The organism is Rhizobium sp. P44RR-XXIV (genome assembly GCF_001999485.2).
Classification (GTDB): Bacteria; Pseudomonadota; Alphaproteobacteria; order Rhizobiales; family Rhizobiaceae; genus Rhizobium.
Genome location: NZ_MPVZ02000028.1, coordinates 107,915 through 124,829 on the forward strand (window position 1 = coordinate 107,915; position 16,915 = coordinate 124,829).

The following is a 16,915-nucleotide window of genomic DNA, read 5'->3' on the forward strand; positions in this document are numbered from 1 at the left end:
CCGAAACCTTAGTCCACCGTCGCTTGCGACATATTTGGTCAGTAATTGCGCATGGCCCAATTCAATGTGGCTTGGGCGGCTGCAATTCATCCGGTGAGCCGGGTTCAATCTGCGGTGGGTTGGGCAACGTGCCGGTGGCGAAGGCCTTCTTGACCTCTTCAATCGTTGCGGATCTCGGTTCCGGGTTTGCCGCAGGCAGAGGCCCCCCCATTTCCATCGCGGTCGATGATGTCTTCTCCGGGGATTCGAGGTCGCGTTCCTCTGCCGGGATATGCGCCGCTCTCGGAGCGGCTGCCAGGATGTCCCTGAGCGCCGATGTCACGGGTAAATGCCCGTTCAAATCCGTGTTTGTGTGATGCCATGCATGCGGAACGCGTCTATCTGCGTGGATAAAGGCTCGTGAGTTCATCTCGCCGAACCAGTCCCATTCACCCATGACATCGACGACATCGGTGAAGGCTGGCGGCATGGCGATGCGCGCGCCTATCGTGATGATCTTCATGTTTCGGGCCAGTTCCTCAATCCGTGGCTCATCCTGTTTGCACAGCTCGTGCAGCGCGGCGGAGAGCACGAGATTGCCCTTGGAATGGCCGGCCAGCAGGTGGAAGGAGAGGCGGGGATCGCCAAGCAGAGCCTGCACCGTTCGGGTATCGAGGCTGGTGCGGGCAGCTGATTCTCCGCCTTGTGCCCCGACCTTGGGGCGGCCGGCAAGATCGTCCAATGTTTCCAGGAACGGACGTAGTCCCTTCAGATGGGAGAAAAAGAACAGGCCGCCAAACGTCTCGGTGATGATATCCGCGATGCCGTAGCCGGAGACGACAACGGCGACAGGCGCCTGGATTGCGTCGGCGACATTGCGGGCAAAGGCCGCGGCGCCCAATGCTGAACCACCGATGCCAGCGACGGCAAGGGCCTGCATCCTGGCGCCACCGCGCAACACGAATTCATCTACGGTCTCGCAAAGGCTTATCGCAGCCCCGCCGCTTGGCGGGACGATCATGATGGCGCCTTCGGCGGCCAGAGAGTCGCTGATGTAGAAGGCTTCTTCCGGCGTGATCACCTTGATGTCGTAGAACATTGCGTCGAGCGCGAGATTCCGCTGGCGGAGACCTTCGAGCGCGAGATTGCGGCCGGGCGAGTGCTGTAGCCGCTCGGGGAGGCTCAAGCTGCGCGCGAACTGCGTGAGAGAGAGTGTGAATGCCGTCTGGAACATGGGTCACCTCGCCAAGGCTGCCTGAGTTAGAGCATTCCAGGGAGAAGCTTCTCACACTTTATTAGGCGTGCCAACGCCTATCGGGGTGCGACATTCGGGCTCGGTACCGACATCGGCGACCATTGCGTCTGCCGCAGGGCTTCGCCTGAGATCATGGCGGTCGACATGGCGACGTTGATGGAGCGTTGGCCCTCGACCATCGGGATCAGAATGCGGCCGTCGGCCTTGTCGTGGACATGCTCCGGCACACCGGCGCTCTCACGGCCGAAGAGAAGAATATCGTCGCCGCGGAAGGCGAAATCGGTATAGCGATCCGCCGCCTTGGTGGAGGCCAGCACCAGCCGCCGCCCGCTTTCCAGGCGCCATGCCTCGAAGCGCTCCCAGTTGACGTGTCTGGTAAGGCTGACGGCTGCAAGGTAATCCATGCCGGCGCGCTTCAGGTTGCGGTCCGATATGTCGAAGCCTGCCGGCTCGATGATATCGACACCGAGGCCGAGGCAGGCGGCCAGGCGCAGGATCGTGCCGGTGTTGCCGGGAATGTCGGGCTGATAGAGGGCGATACGAAGCATGGTCATTGGTTGCAACTAGCGAAATCGCCAGGATTTGTCTTCGATTTTCGATGAGGTTTCGACTTTTGTGATGCCTTCCATCAGCAGAATTGAAGATTTCAGCCCATTTTTAAGGCATATTTCGCTTTTCAAAGCCGAGAATAAGCGCTAGAAGACGGGCGCTCTACAACTTGCGAAAGAGGAGGCTCAGATGGATATCTCGTTTGTGATGATGCGCCTCCGTGCCGTAGACCCACGGCTCTGATCAAGGCGCTCCCGGGCGCACTTTCGCAGTAAAAAACCCCCTTTTGATCCATTTCGCGGCCAGCATGGCCTCGTTCTTTCATCGCCCGGCCACCATATCAGTCTGCGACCTTTAGGCGCAGCAGGTGGTCAAAAGGTCGAGTCTCTGGAGCATTGCAATGTTTGGCTGGTTTGAACGCCGACTAAATCCATTTCCGAGCGAGATACCGGACGCTCCGCCGCGCGGTCTTGTTGCCTTCTGCTGGCACTACACCAAGCCGGCCGCGCCCTGGCTGATTGCCATGAGCGTCCTCACCATGTCGATCGCGATCGGCGAGGTGGCGCTGTTCCAGTTCCTCGGCGATATCGTCGATTGGCTGACGAAGGCCGATAGGGCGACCTTCCTGCAAACGGAATGGACCAAGCTGTTCTGGATGGGAGCGATGGTGCTTGTCGGCCTGCCGCTTGCGGCGGCGCTCGACAGCTTCATCATGCACCAGGTACTGATCGGCAACTATCCGATGATCGCACGCTGGCAGATGCATCGCTTCCTGCTGCGTCACAGCATGACCTTTTTTGCCAATGAGTTCGCGGGCCGTGTCGCCACCAAGGTGATGCAGACCTCGCTTGCCGTGCGCGAAACCGTCATGAAGCTCCTCGACGTTTTCGTCTATGTGGTCACGTACTTCCTGTCGATGATCTTCGTCATTGCAATGGCGGACTGGCGACTGGTGATTCCGATCGTGATCTGGCTCGGCATCTACATCGGCATCGTCTCCTACTTCGTGCCGAAACTGCGCAAGATCGCCGCGCAGCAGGCCGATGCGCGTTCGACGATGACGGGACGTGTCGTCGACAGCTACACCAACATTGCGACGGTGAAGCTGTTTTCGCATGCGGGCCGCGAGGAGAGCTACGCCCGGGCCGGCATGGAGGAATTCCTCGACACCGTGCACAAGCAGATGCGCAAGATCACGCTGTTCAACGCTGCTGTTTACACCAACAATTGCGCGGCGCTGTTCATCGTTTCGGCACTGTCGATCTGGTTCTGGCTCAACGGCTCGATCGCAGTCGGTTCGATCGCCATCGCCATCGGCCTTGCCATGCGCATCAACGGCATGTCGCAATGGGTGATGTGGGAAGTCTCGGCGCTCTTCGAAAACATCGGCACCGTCTATGACGGTATGGAAATGATGACCAAGCCGCATGACATCGTCGACCAGCCGGCGGCCGCACCGATCACGGCCAAGCAGGGCGCCATCCGCTTCGACCACATTCGCTTCCACTACGGCAAGGCGAAGGGTGTCATCGAGGATCTGAGCCTGGATATCCGTGCCGGTGAAAAAGTGGGTCTCGTCGGTCGCTCAGGCGCCGGCAAGACGACGCTGATGAACCTGCTGCTGCGGTTCTACAATCTGGAGAGTGGACGCATCACCATCGACGGTCACGATATTGCCGAGACGACGCAGGACAGCCTGCGTTCGCTGATCGGCGTGGTGACGCAGGATACCTCGCTGCTGCACCGCTCGATCCGCGACAACATCGCCTATGGCCGTCCGGACGCGACCGACGAAGAGGTGATCCAGGCGGCCAAGCGCGCCAATGCCTGGGAATTTATCGAAGGTCTGGTCGACTTGCAGGGCCGTGCCGGGCTCGATGCCCAGGTCGGCGAGCGTGGCGTCAAGCTCTCCGGCGGGCAGCGGCAGCGCATCGCGATCGCCCGCGTCTTCCTGAAGGACGCGCCGATCCTGGTGCTCGACGAGGCTACCTCGGCGCTCGATTCCGAAGTGGAAGCGGCTATCCAGGAAAACCTCTTCGCGCTGATGCACGGCAAGACGGTGATCGCCATCGCGCATCGCCTGTCGACGCTGACCGAGATGGACCGCCTTATCATTCTCGACAAGGGCCGGATCATCGAAACTGGCACGCATCAGGAGCTGGTCGAGAACCGCGGCATCTACGCCGAGCTCTGGAGCCGCCAGTCCGGCGGTTTCCTCGCCGACCATGAAGAGGCTGAGGCGGCAGCAGAGTAATTGATCAGGCAACCGGGGCGCTGTGGCGCCCGGTTGCTGTTTTTCTCTAAAGACCATTTTCCCAAGATCCAAAACGCAACAGAGAAATCCGGGAGACGATGCGCGCTAACGGCTTGCAAGAGCAAGCTGTATCGCGAGCGCTCCGAAGGCGGTCGCGAAGCTTCGGCGCATCCATGACTGAACAGTCGGATTTGAGACGATATGGCGGCGCAGATAGGCTGCGAACACACCATATCCTGCGAAAATGATGAAGGTGAGTGCCATGAAGATCATGCTTAGCTTCAACATCAGCGCGATCGCGTTTGGCTGACCCGGCGTCACGAATTGCGGCAGGAAGGCGAAGAAAAAGATCGACAATTTTGGATTAAGCAGATTGATCAGGATTGCCGAGGCAACCACCTGCCGTGTGCTCTTGTCGGTCGGTACGCCGTCAATGCGCAGAATGCCCCGCTCCCGAAACATCGACCAGGCCATGTAAAGCAGATAGGCGACCCCGAGCCATTTGAGGCTTTGGAACGCCATGGCGCTGGTGTGCAGCAGCGCGGCAAGGCCGCTTATTGCGGCCAGCAGATGCGGGATGATGCCGAGCGTGCAGCCGAAGGCGGCGACCACACTTGCCCTCGCACCGCCCGATAATCCGGCTGCGAGCGTATAGATTGCTCCGGTGCCTGGAGAGGCAACGATGATGAGGGTGGTTATCAGAAACTCCCAGCTCATGCGATTGCCCGGTTTGTTAAGGGAAAGGCGCGCACTGATGACGGATGCCGTGGATGTATCAGGTCGATGTGTGAGGGAATTGGGGGCATGAATCTCTCTCGATGATGGCTTGAAGCAATATCGAGGTGCCGTGCACTCCGGTCTTGAACGAAATTGCGCGCTGCTCGCCGTTCAATCATAACGCACGGACGCGGCATTCTAACGAAAATGTAACCTTCGCCACGGGCTGCCTTTACTTTCCGAACCTCCGGAAATTCCCTATATCGCTGTTATGCTTATCCGTTCCGTGTATCGCCTGTTCGAGACCTGGATTGATCCCTACTACCGCAGCGGCGATCTCAGGCCGCCGCGGTCGCTTGGAGCCTTCATCTGGTATTATGTTGGACAGGCCAAGGGGCCGTTCCTGGCTATGGCGGCGCTTGGCGGGGCGGTGGCGATGCTGGAGGCGGCGCTCTTCTGGTTCGTCGGCCATCTGGTCGACATTCTCGACAAGGTGAAGCCGGGCGAAGGCTGGAGTGGGCTGCTCGCCGGCCACGGCGCGGCGCTTCTCGGCATGGTCTTCGTCGTGCTCGTGGTGCGCTTTGTGATCGTCAGCCTCGGTGCGCTCGTCGAGGAACAGGTGGTCGTTCCCGGCTTCCTCAATCTTGTGCGCTGGCAGGCGTATCGGCATGTGGCCCGGCAATCGGTCGAATTCTTCCAGAACGATTTTTCCGGCCGTGTCGTCACCAAGGTCTGGTCGGCAGGGCAGGCGACGGGTGATCTTGTCGTGTCGTTGCTGCAAGTGGTCTGGTTCATTATCATCTATGCCGCTTCGACGATTGCCTTGGTCGGCGGCCTCGACTGGCGGCTGGCACTGGTGATCACGATCTGGATCGGCGTCTTTTCGCTATTGGCCCGCCATTTCGTGCCGCGCATCCGGCAGCATGCGCGCAATGCCGCCGAGGCATCCTCGATGCTGAACGGCCGCATGGTCGACGCCTATGCCAATATCCAGACGCTGAAGCTCTTCGGACGGGAAGAGCAGAACGACGATTATATCCGCAGAGGCTTCGACCGCTTCCAGGCCGCCGTTATGCCCTTTACGCGGCTGCTGACCGGCGTGCGTTCGTCGCTGGCGCTGCTGTCAGGCGTGATGATCACCACCATCGGGGCGCTCGCCGTGCACCTCTGGCTGTCGGGCGAGATCTCGACCGGTGGCGTTGCCTTCACGCTCAGCATGGTGCTGCGGCTCAACATGCTCTTCGGCCGCATGATGTCGCAGTTCAACGCCATCATGCGCAATCTCGGCACGATCCAGAATTCGGCCGAGATGATTTCCGAGCCCATTGGGCTGGTCGATCGGGCCGATGCCAAGGATCTGGCAACAACAGGCCCGGAAATCCGCTTCGAGAATGTGACTTTTCATTATGGGCGCGGCGGCGGCATCATCGATAATTTCTCTCTCACCGTGCGTGCGGGAGAGAAGGTCGGTATCGTCGGCCGTTCAGGGGCGGGCAAGACGACGCTCGTCAATCTGTTGCTACGCTTCTACGACCTTGAAGGCGGCCGCATCCTGATCGACCGCCAGAATATTGCCGATGTGCGGCAGGAGTCGCTGCGCGGTGCTATCGGCATGGTGACGCAGGATACGGCACTTCTCAATCGATCCATTCGCGACAACATCCTCTTCGGTCGGCCGGATGCCAGCGACGAGCAGATGGTGGAAGCGGCGCGGCAGGCCGAGGCGGACAAGTTCATCACCACCCTGGAGGATCAGAAGGGGCGGGCTGCCTATGCCGCCCATGTCGGCGAGCGCGGCGTCAAGCTTTCGGGCGGCCAACGTCAGCGCATCGCCATCGCCCGAGTCATGCTGAAAGACGCGCCGATTCTTGTACTCGACGAGGCGACATCGGCATTGGACTCGGAGGCCGAGGCGGTCCTGCAGGCCAATCTCGATACGCTAATGAAGGGCAAGACCGTTCTGGCGATCGCGCATCGGCTCTCGACCATTGCCAAGCTCGACCGGCTTGTTGTCATCGACAGGGGCGAGATCATCGAGATGGGGACCCATGACGAGCTGATTACCCGTGGCGGCCTCTATTCCGAGTTGTGGGCGCGTCAGTCCGGCGGCTTCATCGCGGCGGAGGCCGACTAACCAGAATCGATATACTGACGATGAAGGTCCTTCGATATCAACGTCTTATCGCGGAATGTCGAACTCCGTCATCAGGCCGAAATGGTTAGAGCCTATGGCATCCGGAATCTGCTTGACGGATATCAGCCGCAGCGGTGCGCGGGCAAAGACATGATCGATGGCGATACCAAGGGCGCCGGCTTCGATCGGCCAGGTCGCCGGTTCGGGAAACACATGGCGCAGGCCGGTCGCGGCCAAAAACTCACGCATGTCGGGCGCAATAACGGAAGCATTGAAATCCCCGGCCAGAATCAGCGGGTCGCTCATGCCATTGACGCGCCGAGCGAGGAGATCAAGTTCGTTTTCATGGAAGTCGTCGAAATAGGGCTTGCTCAAATGGGTGGTGACGAAATTGACCGGCTGCCCATCCATGTCAATATTCGACAGGATGAAGCGATTGTTCCAGAGGCCGCCGATGCTGCGGATTTCCTGTGTGCGGAACGGTCTCTTCGATAGCAGCAGGGAATCGCAGTCCGGCGTCATCGCGCCGCAGCCGATGCGATAAGGATAAAGCTGCGTGATGCGGTCCATCTGTGACAGGATCGGCTCCGCCTCGAAAACTTCAACGACATCAGCCTGCGAGGCGAGGATGAAGTCGGCAATGCGTGCGCCATTCTCGAAATTATCGTTCTCAATGTTGAACGAGAGAAGCTTGTAGCGTTTGGCTTGCGCCGAGGGCGTCTCCGCGATCGCCGGGGCGGCGAATTCCCGCAGCATCACGACGGAATGGACGCAGAGCGCTATGCCCGCTGCGAGGATGAGCGCCGCGTACCAGTGCCGCTTGAAGATGAGCGCGATCAGGGCAAGGGCGATCGCCACCAGGCTGAAATGGGTCTGCAGGCTTTCAAAGAAGGCCAGTATCCACAAATGGACGGCATAACGAGCCGCCAGAATGCCGACCGCAAGAGTGGAAAGGACCGAGAATACGCAGTGGGCCGTATGTTTCATCAAGCGTCTCGAGTCTCAATTTGCAGTGCTATGGCGGCGCTGCGCGATTATCGCGTCGGCTGATAAATCGTGCATGAAGTGCATGCGGCTTTCGGAGGCGGAAAGGCGAGGGTTGTCCAAGCCTGCTGGTGAATTCTATTTATATGTGCTGCGATGCGGCATGAAAATCATTGTTTATTTCGCTCTGCAACATAAAAAACTGTCATGCGAATTGCTTGCTTTTTCATGATCTTAACGTCTTGGCGCGGGCAAGGAAGATCTGAGGCTCGGCCCTTGCGACGCAATAGCGCAGTTTTGCCGCGACATTGTGCCCTCTCCCCTTGCCAAGACTGGACATAATTTGCGATGAAGCTTAGAACGCAGCGGGTTACGGAGGAATCTATGGCGGAATTATGGTCGCCACGATTCGCTGTTGGTGAGGGGTACCGCGGTTTTGCCGTGGTTTGCGGGAAGAGGATGTGCAGCGTTGAGCGAGCATAGTACGACAAGTGAATCCACCGGCGAGCCAACTCGTCGCGATTTCCTTTATTTGACGACCGGGATGGCCGGTGCGGTCGGCGCGGTTGCCGTCGCTTGGCCGTTTATCGATCAGATGCGGCCGGACGCATCGACACTCGCTCTTGCTTCCATTGAAGTCGACGTGTCGAGCCTGGAGCCTGGCATGTCCCTGACGGTGAAATGGCGCGGCAAGCCCGTCTTCATCCGCAACCGGACGCAAAAGGAAATCGACGATGCCAAGGGCACCCAGATTTCCGAACTGAAAGATCCCATCGCCCGCAATGCCAACCTTCCTGCCGATGCGCAGGCGACCGATGTCGCCCGCTCAGCTGGCGACGGCAAGGAAAACTGGCTCGTGATGATCGGTGTGTGCACCCATCTCGGTTGCATCCCGCTCGGTCAGGCAGGGGAATACGGCGGGTGGTTCTGTCCCTGTCATGGTTCCGTCTATGATACCGCCGGTCGCATCCGCCATGGGCCTGCGCCGCAAAACCTCTTCATACCGCAATATGCGTTCACGTCTGAAAAGAAGATCAAGGTCGGTTGAGGGGGAGCTGAATCATGAGTGGTCATTCGTCTTACGAGCCATCCACAGGGCTCGAAAAATGGGTAGACGCGCGGCTTCCACTGCCGCGTATGGTCTACGATAGTTTCATCGCCTATCCTGTCCCGCGCAACCTGAACTATGCCTATACGTTCGGCGCCATGCTGGCCGTCATGCTGGTTCTGCAGATCCTGACCGGCGTCGTGCTTGCCATGCATTATGCGGCGGATACGACGGTCGCCTTCAACTCGGTCGAAAAGATCGTGCGTGACGTCAATCACGGCTGGCTGCTGCGCTACATGCATGCCAACGGAGCGTCGTTCTTCTTCGTCGCCGTCTATCTGCACATCGCCCGCGGCCTCTACTACGGCTCGTATAAGGCGCCGCGCGAAATCCTCTGGATCCTCGGCGTTATCATCTATCTGCTGATGATGGCGACGGCCTTCATGGGCTACGTTCTGCCCTGGGGTCAGATGTCCTTCTGGGGCGCGACCGTCATCACCGGCTTCTTCTCGGCCTTCCCATGGGTGGGTGACTGGATCCAGACGTTCCTGCTCGGCGGCTTTGCCGTCGACGATCCGACGCTCAACCGCTTCTTCTCGCTGCACTATCTGCTGCCGTTCATGATCGCAGGCGTTGTTATCCTGCACATCTGGGCGCTGCATGTGACCGGCCAGACGAACCCGACCGGCGTCGAAGTCAAGCTGAAGACCGATACCGTGGCCTTCACGCCCTATGCGACGCTGAAGGATGCGCTTGGCGTTTCCGTGTTCCTGCTGGTGTTCGCCTATTTCGTCTTCTACCTGCCGAACTTCCTCGGCCACGCCGACAACTACATCCCGGCCAATCCGCTGAAGACGCCGGCCCACATCGTTCCGGAATGGTACTTCCTGCCGTTCTACGCGATGCTGCGCTCGATCACCTTCAACATCGGACCGATCGACTCCAAGCTCGGCGGCGTTCTGACGATGTTCGGTGCGATCATCGTGCTGTTCTTCCTGCCATGGCTCGATACGTCGAAGATCCGTTCGGCCGTCTATCGTCCCTGGTACAAGCTGTTCTTCTGGCTGTTCATCGCCGACGCCATCTTGCTCGGCTGGCTCGGCTCGCAGCCGGCGGAAGGCATCTACACCACGGCAGCGCAGTTCGCGACGCTGTTCTACTTCCTGTTCTTCCTCGTCGCCATGCCGGTTCTCGGCCTCGTCGAGACACCGAGGCGGGTTCCAAACTCGATTACGGAAGCGGTTCTTGAAAAGCAGAACGGCAAAGTTGCCGCTCCGGCGCAAGCATAACCGGCGATAGAGGAAGAAAACGATGAAAAAACTTATTGTCGGCCTTCTGTCGCTCACACTCATCGGCGGTGCTGCTACCGCCGTTGCAGTGGCCGCAGAAACGAAGCCTGCGGCGGAGAGCGAAACGCCGCATTATCCGCTGAAGGAGCCGCGCGAACAGCACTGGAGCTTCTCCGGCCCGTTCGGCTATTATGACAAAGCCCAGCTTCAGCGTGGCCTCAAGGTCTATACCGAAGTCTGTTCCGCCTGCCATTCGATGAAGCTGGTGGCTTACCGCACACTGGGCGACCTCGGCTATTCCGAGGCGCAGGTGAAGGCCTTCGCTGCCAACTACGAAGTGCAGGACGGGCCGAACCCTCAGGGTGAGATGTTCACCCGCAAGGCGCTTCCATCGGATCATTTCAATTCGCCGTTCCCGAACGACGAGGCCGCTGCTGCTTCCAACAACGGGGCGGTGCCGCCTGACATGTCGCTGCTGGCCAAGGCGCGTGAAATCGAACGCGGCTTCCCGCAGTTCATCTTCGACATCTTCACCCAATACCAGGAAGGCGGCCCGGACTATATCTACTCGCTGCTGACCGGCTACGAAGATGCACCGGCCGGTTTCAAGGTGCCGCAGAACTCGCACTACAATCCGTATTTCGATGCGGCCGCGACGTTTGCGATGCCGAAGCCGCTTTCCGACGGGCAGGTGACCTATGACGATGGCTCGCCGCAGACGGTGGACCAGTATGCGCGCGACGTGTCTGCTTTCCTGATGTGGACTTCCGAGCCGCATCTTGAGGATCGCAAGCATCTCGGCTTCATGGTGATCATATTCCTGCTGATCTTCTCGATCCTGATCTATCTCACCAAGCGTTCCGTCTATGCCAAGGCTGGCGCTCACTAAGTATTGCGATGATTGAACGAAGAGGCGGCCGGTCGAGGCCGCCTTTTTTGTTGGTATAGCGCCCGGCTCTTGATAGGGTGCCGCCGGCCCTATCACAGCCTGAGAGTACATATTTCATGAACACTATTGCTTCGGAGCTCGCTGCCAGCATTCGCTCCATTCCGGACTATCCCAAGCCCGGCATTATCTTTCGCGACATCACGACCATGCTCGGCGATGCCAGGGCGTTCCGCCGCGCTGTCGATGCGCTGGTGCAGCCCTATGCCGGCTCGAAGGTCGACAAGGTCGCCGGCATGGAAGCGCGCGGCTTCATTCTCGGGGGAGCGGTTGCGCATCAGTTGTCGGCCGGCTTCGTACCGATCCGCAAGAAGGGCAAGCTGCCGCACGATATCGTCCGGATCGCCTACAGCCTCGAATACGGCGTCGACGAAATGGAGATGCATCGCGATGCGGTCAATCCCGGCGAAAGGGTTATTCTGGTCGACGATCTGATCGCCACGGGCGGAACGGCCGTCGGCGCAACGAAGCTACTGCGCCAGATCGGCGCCGAAGTCGTTGCCGCCTGCTTCGTCATCGATCTGCCTGACCTCGGCGGGCGCAAGAAGCTTGAGGAACTGGACGTGCCGGTTCACACGCTGGTGGAATTCTCCGGTCACTGACCGGGATGTTCGAATGGCTTGTGGGGCAGCGTGATCGCGCCCCGCAAGGTTCTATTCAAAGGCCAACACGGTGCTTTCGAAGCGCAGGGCTGGTGCGCCGTGCTGGTTCACTCCGTCACACGCAAGCGTATAGAGCGCCCAGCCGGGCCGTGAGGCCAACGGGCGGCTGCCGAGGATCGTGATGCCATAGGTGATGGTGTCGCCTGCAAAGACCGGGCGCAGCCATTGCAGCGTCTTGAAACCCGGCGAGGGTCCGAGAGTGGGTGGCGTCTTACCCTCCGCGATCAGCCGGGCCATCTCGGATTTCCAGTAATCGACGAAGCTGCGCATCCACATTGAACAGCTATGCCAACCGGAAGCGCAAAGGCCACCGAACAGGGTTTCCTTGGCTGCTTCGGCATCCATATGGAAGATCTGCGGATCGAAGCGCGATGCAAACCGGACGATGCTTTCGGGGGTGAACGTATGGCTGCCGATCTCGACGCGCTCGCCGATTTTATAGAGCTCGCTCATCTTCATGCCGATACCTCCGTGCCTGCACGCATGCGGATCATCGTCGAGTTTTCCCCGAGGCACACGAGCTCGCCATTCTGATTTTCGATCTCGTGGCGGAACTTGACGATGCCGATGCCGGGGCGTGAGCGCATGGGCCGCGCTTCCAGCACGATGGACCGGCCGGATAGCGTATCATCCGCCAGAACCGGCTTCTTCCACTCCATGAAATCGATGCCGGGCGCACCCTGTGCATCGGCTTTAAGGAGATAGGAATCGCACATCATGCGCATGAACATTGCCGAGGTATGCCAGCCGGAGGCGGCAAGACCGCCAAGGATGCTGGCGCGGCCCGCTGCCTCATCCAGATGCATCGGCTGCGGGTCGAATTCCCCAGCAAATTCGATAATTTCAGCCGCTGTCACATGTTTGGGGCCGAGCGGAAATTCCTGCCCTTGCTGGAAGTCTTCATAGGCCAGTTTCGTCATGTCTGCCGCCATCCTCCGCATCGCTTTCGTCGGCAATGGCATAGCCGGTGGCAATGGCGCAAGTATTTTCATGGCTTAGGGAGACGAGGACTGTTGCCGAACGGCGATTGGTCCCCGGCTGCTCTTGATTGTGTGCGGGCGATATGTTGAGGCTTGGTGGTGGCGAGATGACATGGGGATATGAATGAGCGATCTTAAAATCGCATTGGACGAGGCTGCCGGCGAGGGGATTATTTCCTCCGATCAGGCCGCACGGCTGCTGCCTTACCTGAGCGACAGGAATATCGGGGCGCTGGCGGTGACGGGCGCTCTTTCGGAGCTGCGTTCGACGGATGCGCCCAATCCATTGGAAGAAACGGAAGCGCCACGCTTTGTCCGAGGCTTCCATGATGTGCTCATCACTATCGGCATCGTCGTCCTGCTTGTCGGCCTGTGGGGAGTGGCGAACCACTCCGTATCGCTGCTGGCGATCGGTATACTGGCGGAAATCCTGGTGCGGCGCCAACGGCTGGCACTGCCGGCTGTGGTCCTGACCATTGCACTTGTAAACTGGCTTATTCAGACGATGATAGGCTATATCGGCACAATGCCGTCGCTGTTCGCCGATTTCACCCATGGTGCGATCGTGCTGGTCGCGCCATTCCCGATCATGCTGGCCTTGTTCTATTGGCGTTACCGCGTGCCGCTGTCGCTGGCATTGCTGCTCTTCTCACTGTTCGGTTTGCTGCTCGCGGCAGTCTTCTACGCCGTTGGCTCGGTGCTCGGCTCCTCGGACGTGCTGACCGACTATCCGCTCCTGACGCTTGTCATATTGTTTGCGGCGGCGCTTGGCAGCTTTGCCCTGGCGATGCGCTTCGATCTGAGCGATCCGCAGCGGCGGACGCGCCGTTCCGACGTGGCATTCTGGCTGCATCTCGTGACCGCGCCGGCTTTGCTCTATTCAACGATCCTGCTGGTTCTGCGCTTGCAGCTTGCCAATAGCGGCGTCGTGTTCACTAATCTCACGAATGTCTTCTTCGGCGGCTATCTGCAGGCGTTTACGGTGTTGGCGGTTGTCCTGGTGATGATGCTCATCGGCCTTATCATCGATCGCCGCGCCTTCGTCACCGCCGGCCTCGTATCGCTCGGCCTCGCGACCGGCGCCATTCTCAGGCACAACGAGGCCGGTCTCGACAAGATCGGTTTCCTGGTGTTGATGATTGTCGGTCTGGTGGTGCTTGTCATCGGTATCGGCTGGGCGGATCTGCGCCGCATTGTCGTGCGGCGGTTGCCGTTGTCGATACAGGGAAAATTACCGATCCTTCGTTGACGGTCAGTCGCGGCCGGAGGCCTGTGCCTCTGACAACAGCCATGTTCTGAAGGCGATGACATCCGGCCGGTCGGCGACGGCTCCGGGGCAGACAAACCAGTAGCTGAAATCATTCGGCAAGGTCATGTCAAATGGCTGGACAAGGCGTCCGTCCCGCAGCGCCGTTCCCGCGAGAAACAGCCTGCCGAGTGCCACGCCCTGGCCGTCCATTGCGGCTTGCAGCATCTGTGCATGGTCGTTGAAAATCATGCCGGGCAAGGGTTCGCGATGAGAAACGCCGGCCTGATTGAGCCAGCGCGACCAAGCGTCACGAGGCGTATCATGCAGCAGGCTGGCTCGAAGCAACTGGTCGGGCGTCTTCAGGTCCAGCGTGGCCGCCAGGGAAGGCGTGCAGACGGGACTCAATGCCTCATGGGCAATGAGATATGTCTTGAGGCCGCGCCACCGCCCCAGCCCGGAGCGAATGGCAATGTCGAAGCCATCGCTCGAAAAGTCCCAGCTTTCGGGCGAACTGCTCAGCCGCAGATCGATATCGGCATGGCGCTCCCGAAATGTTTTCAGACGCGGCACCAGCCAGGAAGAGGCAAAGGACGGAAGAACCGTCAGGCGCAGAGGGCCGTTCTGGCGACTGCCGACGGTGGATGAGGCCGCCGCCAGTCGGTCCAATATCTCGCTCACCTCCATCAGGAAGGTGCTGCCCTTGTCCGTCAGGCGGAGAGAATGCCCGGCGCGCTCAAAGAGTTTTACGCCAAGCCAGTCTTCGAGCAGGTGAACCTGATGGCTGATGGCCGCCTGCGTGACACAAAGCTCGTCGGCGGCGCGGGTGAAGTTCAGATGCCTCGCACCGGCTTCAAAAGCGCGGACAGCCCCGAGTGGTGGCAAGCGGCGCATGCTCGATTACCCCTGTTTATCGAGGCCATGAAAATAGATCATTTTTCTTCGTGATGAAAGTCGTGTTTCTGGCATCCGCAAGGCGCTGTTTCCGCCCGTTTCGGAACCGAGGACGTGATGATCAGTTTGGAAATTTGGTTGCTTTTTCTAGGCTACACCGTGCCGCTGGTGATCAGCCCCGGTCCGGGCAATACGATCCTGACAAGCATGGGCGCGCGCTTCGGCGTGAAGGGCTCAGGGCCGTTCTGGCTCGGATTTGAGGCGGGCAATGTGGCCCTGTGTCTGATCTATGGCTTCGGGCTTGGACAACTGGCGCATGCCTATCCGCTGTTTGGTGCGGCATTGAAGTGGGCCGGTATCGTCTATCTGCTCTATCTGGCGTGGACCTTCATCAGATCGACGACAAAGCCATCCAGATACGGTGAAAAGGGCCACGGACGATTGGGTCTTGCCGATGGCTTCGTGTCAGTTCTGCTCAATCCGAAAATTCATTCGATGGTATTGGCGATGTTCACGCAATTCCTCGACAGTGGCCATCTTGTCGGGCAGGTCACCCAATTGACCCTGGCATTTCTGGTTGTCTCCATCATCTGCCATTTTTTGTGGATCTATCTCGGCGCAACCGTTCTCGGCGGCCTCCGCTCTGAAAAGGAGCAACGGATACAGGGCTGGGCGTTCGCGCTGTGCATGATCGTCGTGGCAGGTTTCACGGTGCGCGGGTAAACGCGCACCATGAGCAGATGCTTTTGAGGATTACGTGTTGAAACGGAAGTGGATGACGTCGCCGTCCTGGACGACATATTCCTTGCCTTCGTCGCGCGCCTTGCCTGCTTCCTTGGCGCCGACTTCGCCATTGAAGGCGATGTAGTCTTCATAGGCGATGGTATTGGCGCGAATGAAGCCGCGCTCGAAATCCGAATGGATGACGCCCGCTGCCTGCGGAGCCTTGGTGCCGCGCTCGATCGTCCAGGCGCGCGTTTCCTTCGGCCCGACGGTGAAGTAGGTGATGAGGTGCAGCAGCTTGTAGCCGGCGCGGATCAACCGGTCGAGGCCGGCTTCATCGAGACCGAGCGCCGAGAGGAATTCGATGGATTCGTCTTCGGGCAGCTGTGCCACTTCCGCCTCGATGGCGGCGGAGATGATGACAACTTCCGAATTCTGCTCCTTGGCCATGGCGGCAACGGCAGCCGTGTGCTCGTTGCCGGTCACGGCATCGGCCTCGGCGACGTTGCAGACATAGAGAACCGGATGCGAAGTCAGAAGGTTGAGGCTCTTGAGGATGCGGAGTTCTTCGGCATCGAGCTTCGACAGCAGCGCGCGCACCGGCTTGCCTTCGTTCAGCAGGCTGAGCGAGGCTTCCATGATCGGCAGCATCGCCATGGATTCCTTGTCCTTGCTGGTGGCGCGCTTGCGCATCTGCTCGGTGCGGCGTTCCAGGCTCTCAAGATCAGAGAGCATCAGCTCGGTCTCGATCGTCTCGGCGTCGGCGACCGGATTGATACGGCCTTCGACATGGGTGATGTCGCTGTCTTCGAAGCAACGCAGCACGTGCACGATGGCGTCGACTTCGCGGATATTGGCGAGGAACTGGTTGCCCAGACCTTCACCCTTTGAAGCGCCGCGCACGAGGCCGGCGATATCGACGAAGGAGATGCGCGTCGGGATCAGTTCCTTCGACTTGGCGATGTCGGCAAGCTTGCGCATGCGCGGATCCGGAACCGCGACTTCACCCGTGTTCGGCTCGATCGTGCAGAACGGATAATTCGCCGCCTGCGCCGCCGCCGTCTTGGTCAGCGCGTTGAACAGAGTAGACTTGCCGACATTCGGGAGTCCGACGATACCGCATTTGAAACCCATGGCACCTTGTCCATATCTTGAAAATCTTTGCAGTGCGTATGAGGGAACGGCCGGTGCGGGTCAAGTCTTGAGCGGAAAGCGGGCCGGTTTTCGCAGCAGAAAGGCCACTTTGGTGGTGCAG

Annotated in this window: 16 protein-coding genes; 8 read left to right on the forward strand and 8 right to left on the reverse strand. The window is 59.5% G+C overall.

What is annotated here, in order from left to right:
* Positions 1-61: 61 nt before the first annotated feature.
* Both BSK43_RS17615 and BSK43_RS17620 read right to left on the reverse strand, forming a co-directional pair.
* Positions 62-1,213: a hypothetical protein gene (locus tag BSK43_RS17615; protein ID WP_077469342.1), complete on the reverse strand. Its 1,152-nt coding sequence runs from the start codon at positions 1,211-1,213 to the stop codon at positions 62-64.
* Positions 1,214-1,290: 77 nt separating this feature from the next.
* The gene (locus BSK43_RS17620) at positions 1,291-1,788 is read right to left on the reverse strand and encodes a tRNA (cytidine(34)-2'-O)-methyltransferase (protein WP_077469341.1); all 498 of its coding nucleotides are present in this window, start codon (positions 1,786-1,788) and stop codon (positions 1,291-1,293) included.
* A gap of 395 nt (positions 1,789-2,183) precedes the next feature.
* On the opposite strand from BSK43_RS17620, the gene BSK43_RS17625 reads away from it, so the two are divergent.
* Positions 2,184-4,037 (forward strand): ABC transporter ATP-binding protein, encoded by a 1,854-nt coding sequence (locus BSK43_RS17625; protein WP_077469340.1) that lies wholly within the window; start codon positions 2,184-2,186, stop codon positions 4,035-4,037.
* A gap of 105 nt (positions 4,038-4,142) precedes the next feature.
* On the opposite strand, the gene BSK43_RS17630 is transcribed toward BSK43_RS17625, so the two are convergent.
* Entirely contained in the window at positions 4,143-4,754 is a 612-nt protein-coding gene (locus BSK43_RS17630; protein WP_077469339.1) for a LysE family translocator, read from the reverse strand.
* A gap of 271 nt (positions 4,755-5,025) precedes the next feature.
* On the opposite strand from BSK43_RS17630, the gene BSK43_RS17635 reads away from it, so the two are divergent.
* A complete protein-coding gene (locus tag BSK43_RS17635; RefSeq protein WP_077469338.1) occupies positions 5,026-6,888 on the forward strand; it encodes an ABC transporter ATP-binding protein in 1,863 nt (620 codons plus the stop codon).
* A gap of 45 nt (positions 6,889-6,933) precedes the next feature.
* Here BSK43_RS17635 and BSK43_RS17640 read toward each other — a convergent pair whose 3' ends face one another.
* Positions 6,934-7,875: an endonuclease/exonuclease/phosphatase family protein gene (locus BSK43_RS17640; RefSeq protein ID WP_077469337.1), complete on the reverse strand. Its 942-nt coding sequence runs from the start codon at positions 7,873-7,875 to the stop codon at positions 6,934-6,936.
* A gap of 466 nt (positions 7,876-8,341) precedes the next feature.
* Here BSK43_RS17640 and petA point away from each other — a divergent pair, with 466 nt between their 5' ends.
* The 4 genes from petA to BSK43_RS17660 all read left to right on the forward strand — a co-directional run bounded on the left by petA (position 8,342) and on the right by BSK43_RS17660 (position 11,757).
* A complete protein-coding gene (gene petA, locus BSK43_RS17645) occupies positions 8,342-8,920 on the forward strand; it encodes a ubiquinol-cytochrome c reductase iron-sulfur subunit (RefSeq protein ID WP_068388340.1) in 579 nt (192 codons plus the stop codon).
* Positions 8,921-8,934: 14 nt separating this feature from the next.
* Positions 8,935-10,209, forward strand: coding sequence for a cytochrome b N-terminal domain-containing protein (locus BSK43_RS17650; protein WP_077469336.1), 1,275 nt, complete (start codon positions 8,935-8,937; stop codon positions 10,207-10,209).
* A gap of 22 nt (positions 10,210-10,231) precedes the next feature.
* A complete protein-coding gene (locus BSK43_RS17655; protein ID WP_068388334.1) occupies positions 10,232-11,098 on the forward strand; it encodes a cytochrome c1 in 867 nt (288 codons plus the stop codon).
* A gap of 116 nt (positions 11,099-11,214) precedes the next feature.
* A complete protein-coding gene (locus BSK43_RS17660) occupies positions 11,215-11,757 on the forward strand; it encodes an adenine phosphoribosyltransferase (RefSeq protein ID WP_068388331.1) in 543 nt (180 codons plus the stop codon).
* Between the two features lie 51 nt (positions 11,758-11,808).
* Here BSK43_RS17660 and BSK43_RS17665 read toward each other — a convergent pair whose 3' ends face one another.
* Together BSK43_RS17665 and BSK43_RS17670 are read right to left on the reverse strand one after the other, a co-directional pair.
* Complete coding sequence (locus BSK43_RS17665; RefSeq protein ID WP_077469335.1) at positions 11,809-12,276, reverse strand: MaoC family dehydratase; 468 nt, start codon at positions 12,274-12,276, stop codon at positions 11,809-11,811.
* On the reverse strand, positions 12,273-12,749 hold the full coding sequence (locus tag BSK43_RS17670; protein WP_205910635.1) for a MaoC family dehydratase: 477 nt from the start codon (positions 12,747-12,749) through the stop codon (positions 12,273-12,275). The genes BSK43_RS17665 and BSK43_RS17670 overlap by 4 nt, the downstream gene beginning before the upstream one ends.
* Positions 12,750-12,921: 172 nt before the next feature.
* Here BSK43_RS17670 and BSK43_RS17675 point away from each other — a divergent pair, with 172 nt between their 5' ends.
* Positions 12,922-14,046, forward strand: a complete 1,125-nt coding sequence (locus BSK43_RS17675) for a hypothetical protein (protein WP_077469333.1) — start codon at positions 12,922-12,924, stop codon at positions 14,044-14,046.
* 3 nt (positions 14,047-14,049) lie between these two features.
* Here the strand turns inward: BSK43_RS17675 and gcvA are convergent, their stop codons facing one another.
* Positions 14,050-14,937 carry a transcriptional regulator GcvA gene (gcvA, locus tag BSK43_RS17680; protein ID WP_077469332.1) on the reverse strand — a complete coding sequence of 296 codons (888 nt, stop codon included), beginning with the start codon at positions 14,935-14,937 and terminating at the stop codon, positions 14,050-14,052.
* A gap of 138 nt (positions 14,938-15,075) precedes the next feature.
* Between gcvA and BSK43_RS17685 the strand changes: the two genes are divergently transcribed.
* On the forward strand, positions 15,076-15,660 hold the full coding sequence (locus BSK43_RS17685; protein ID WP_205910636.1) for a LysE family translocator: 585 nt from the start codon (positions 15,076-15,078) through the stop codon (positions 15,658-15,660).
* A 30-nt stretch (positions 15,661-15,690) separates the two neighbouring features.
* Here the strand turns inward: BSK43_RS17685 and ychF are convergent, their stop codons facing one another.
* Positions 15,691-16,794, reverse strand: a complete 1,104-nt coding sequence (gene ychF / locus BSK43_RS17690; protein ID WP_077469330.1) for a redox-regulated ATPase YchF — start codon at positions 16,792-16,794, stop codon at positions 15,691-15,693.
* Positions 16,795-16,915 lie beyond the last annotated feature (121 nt).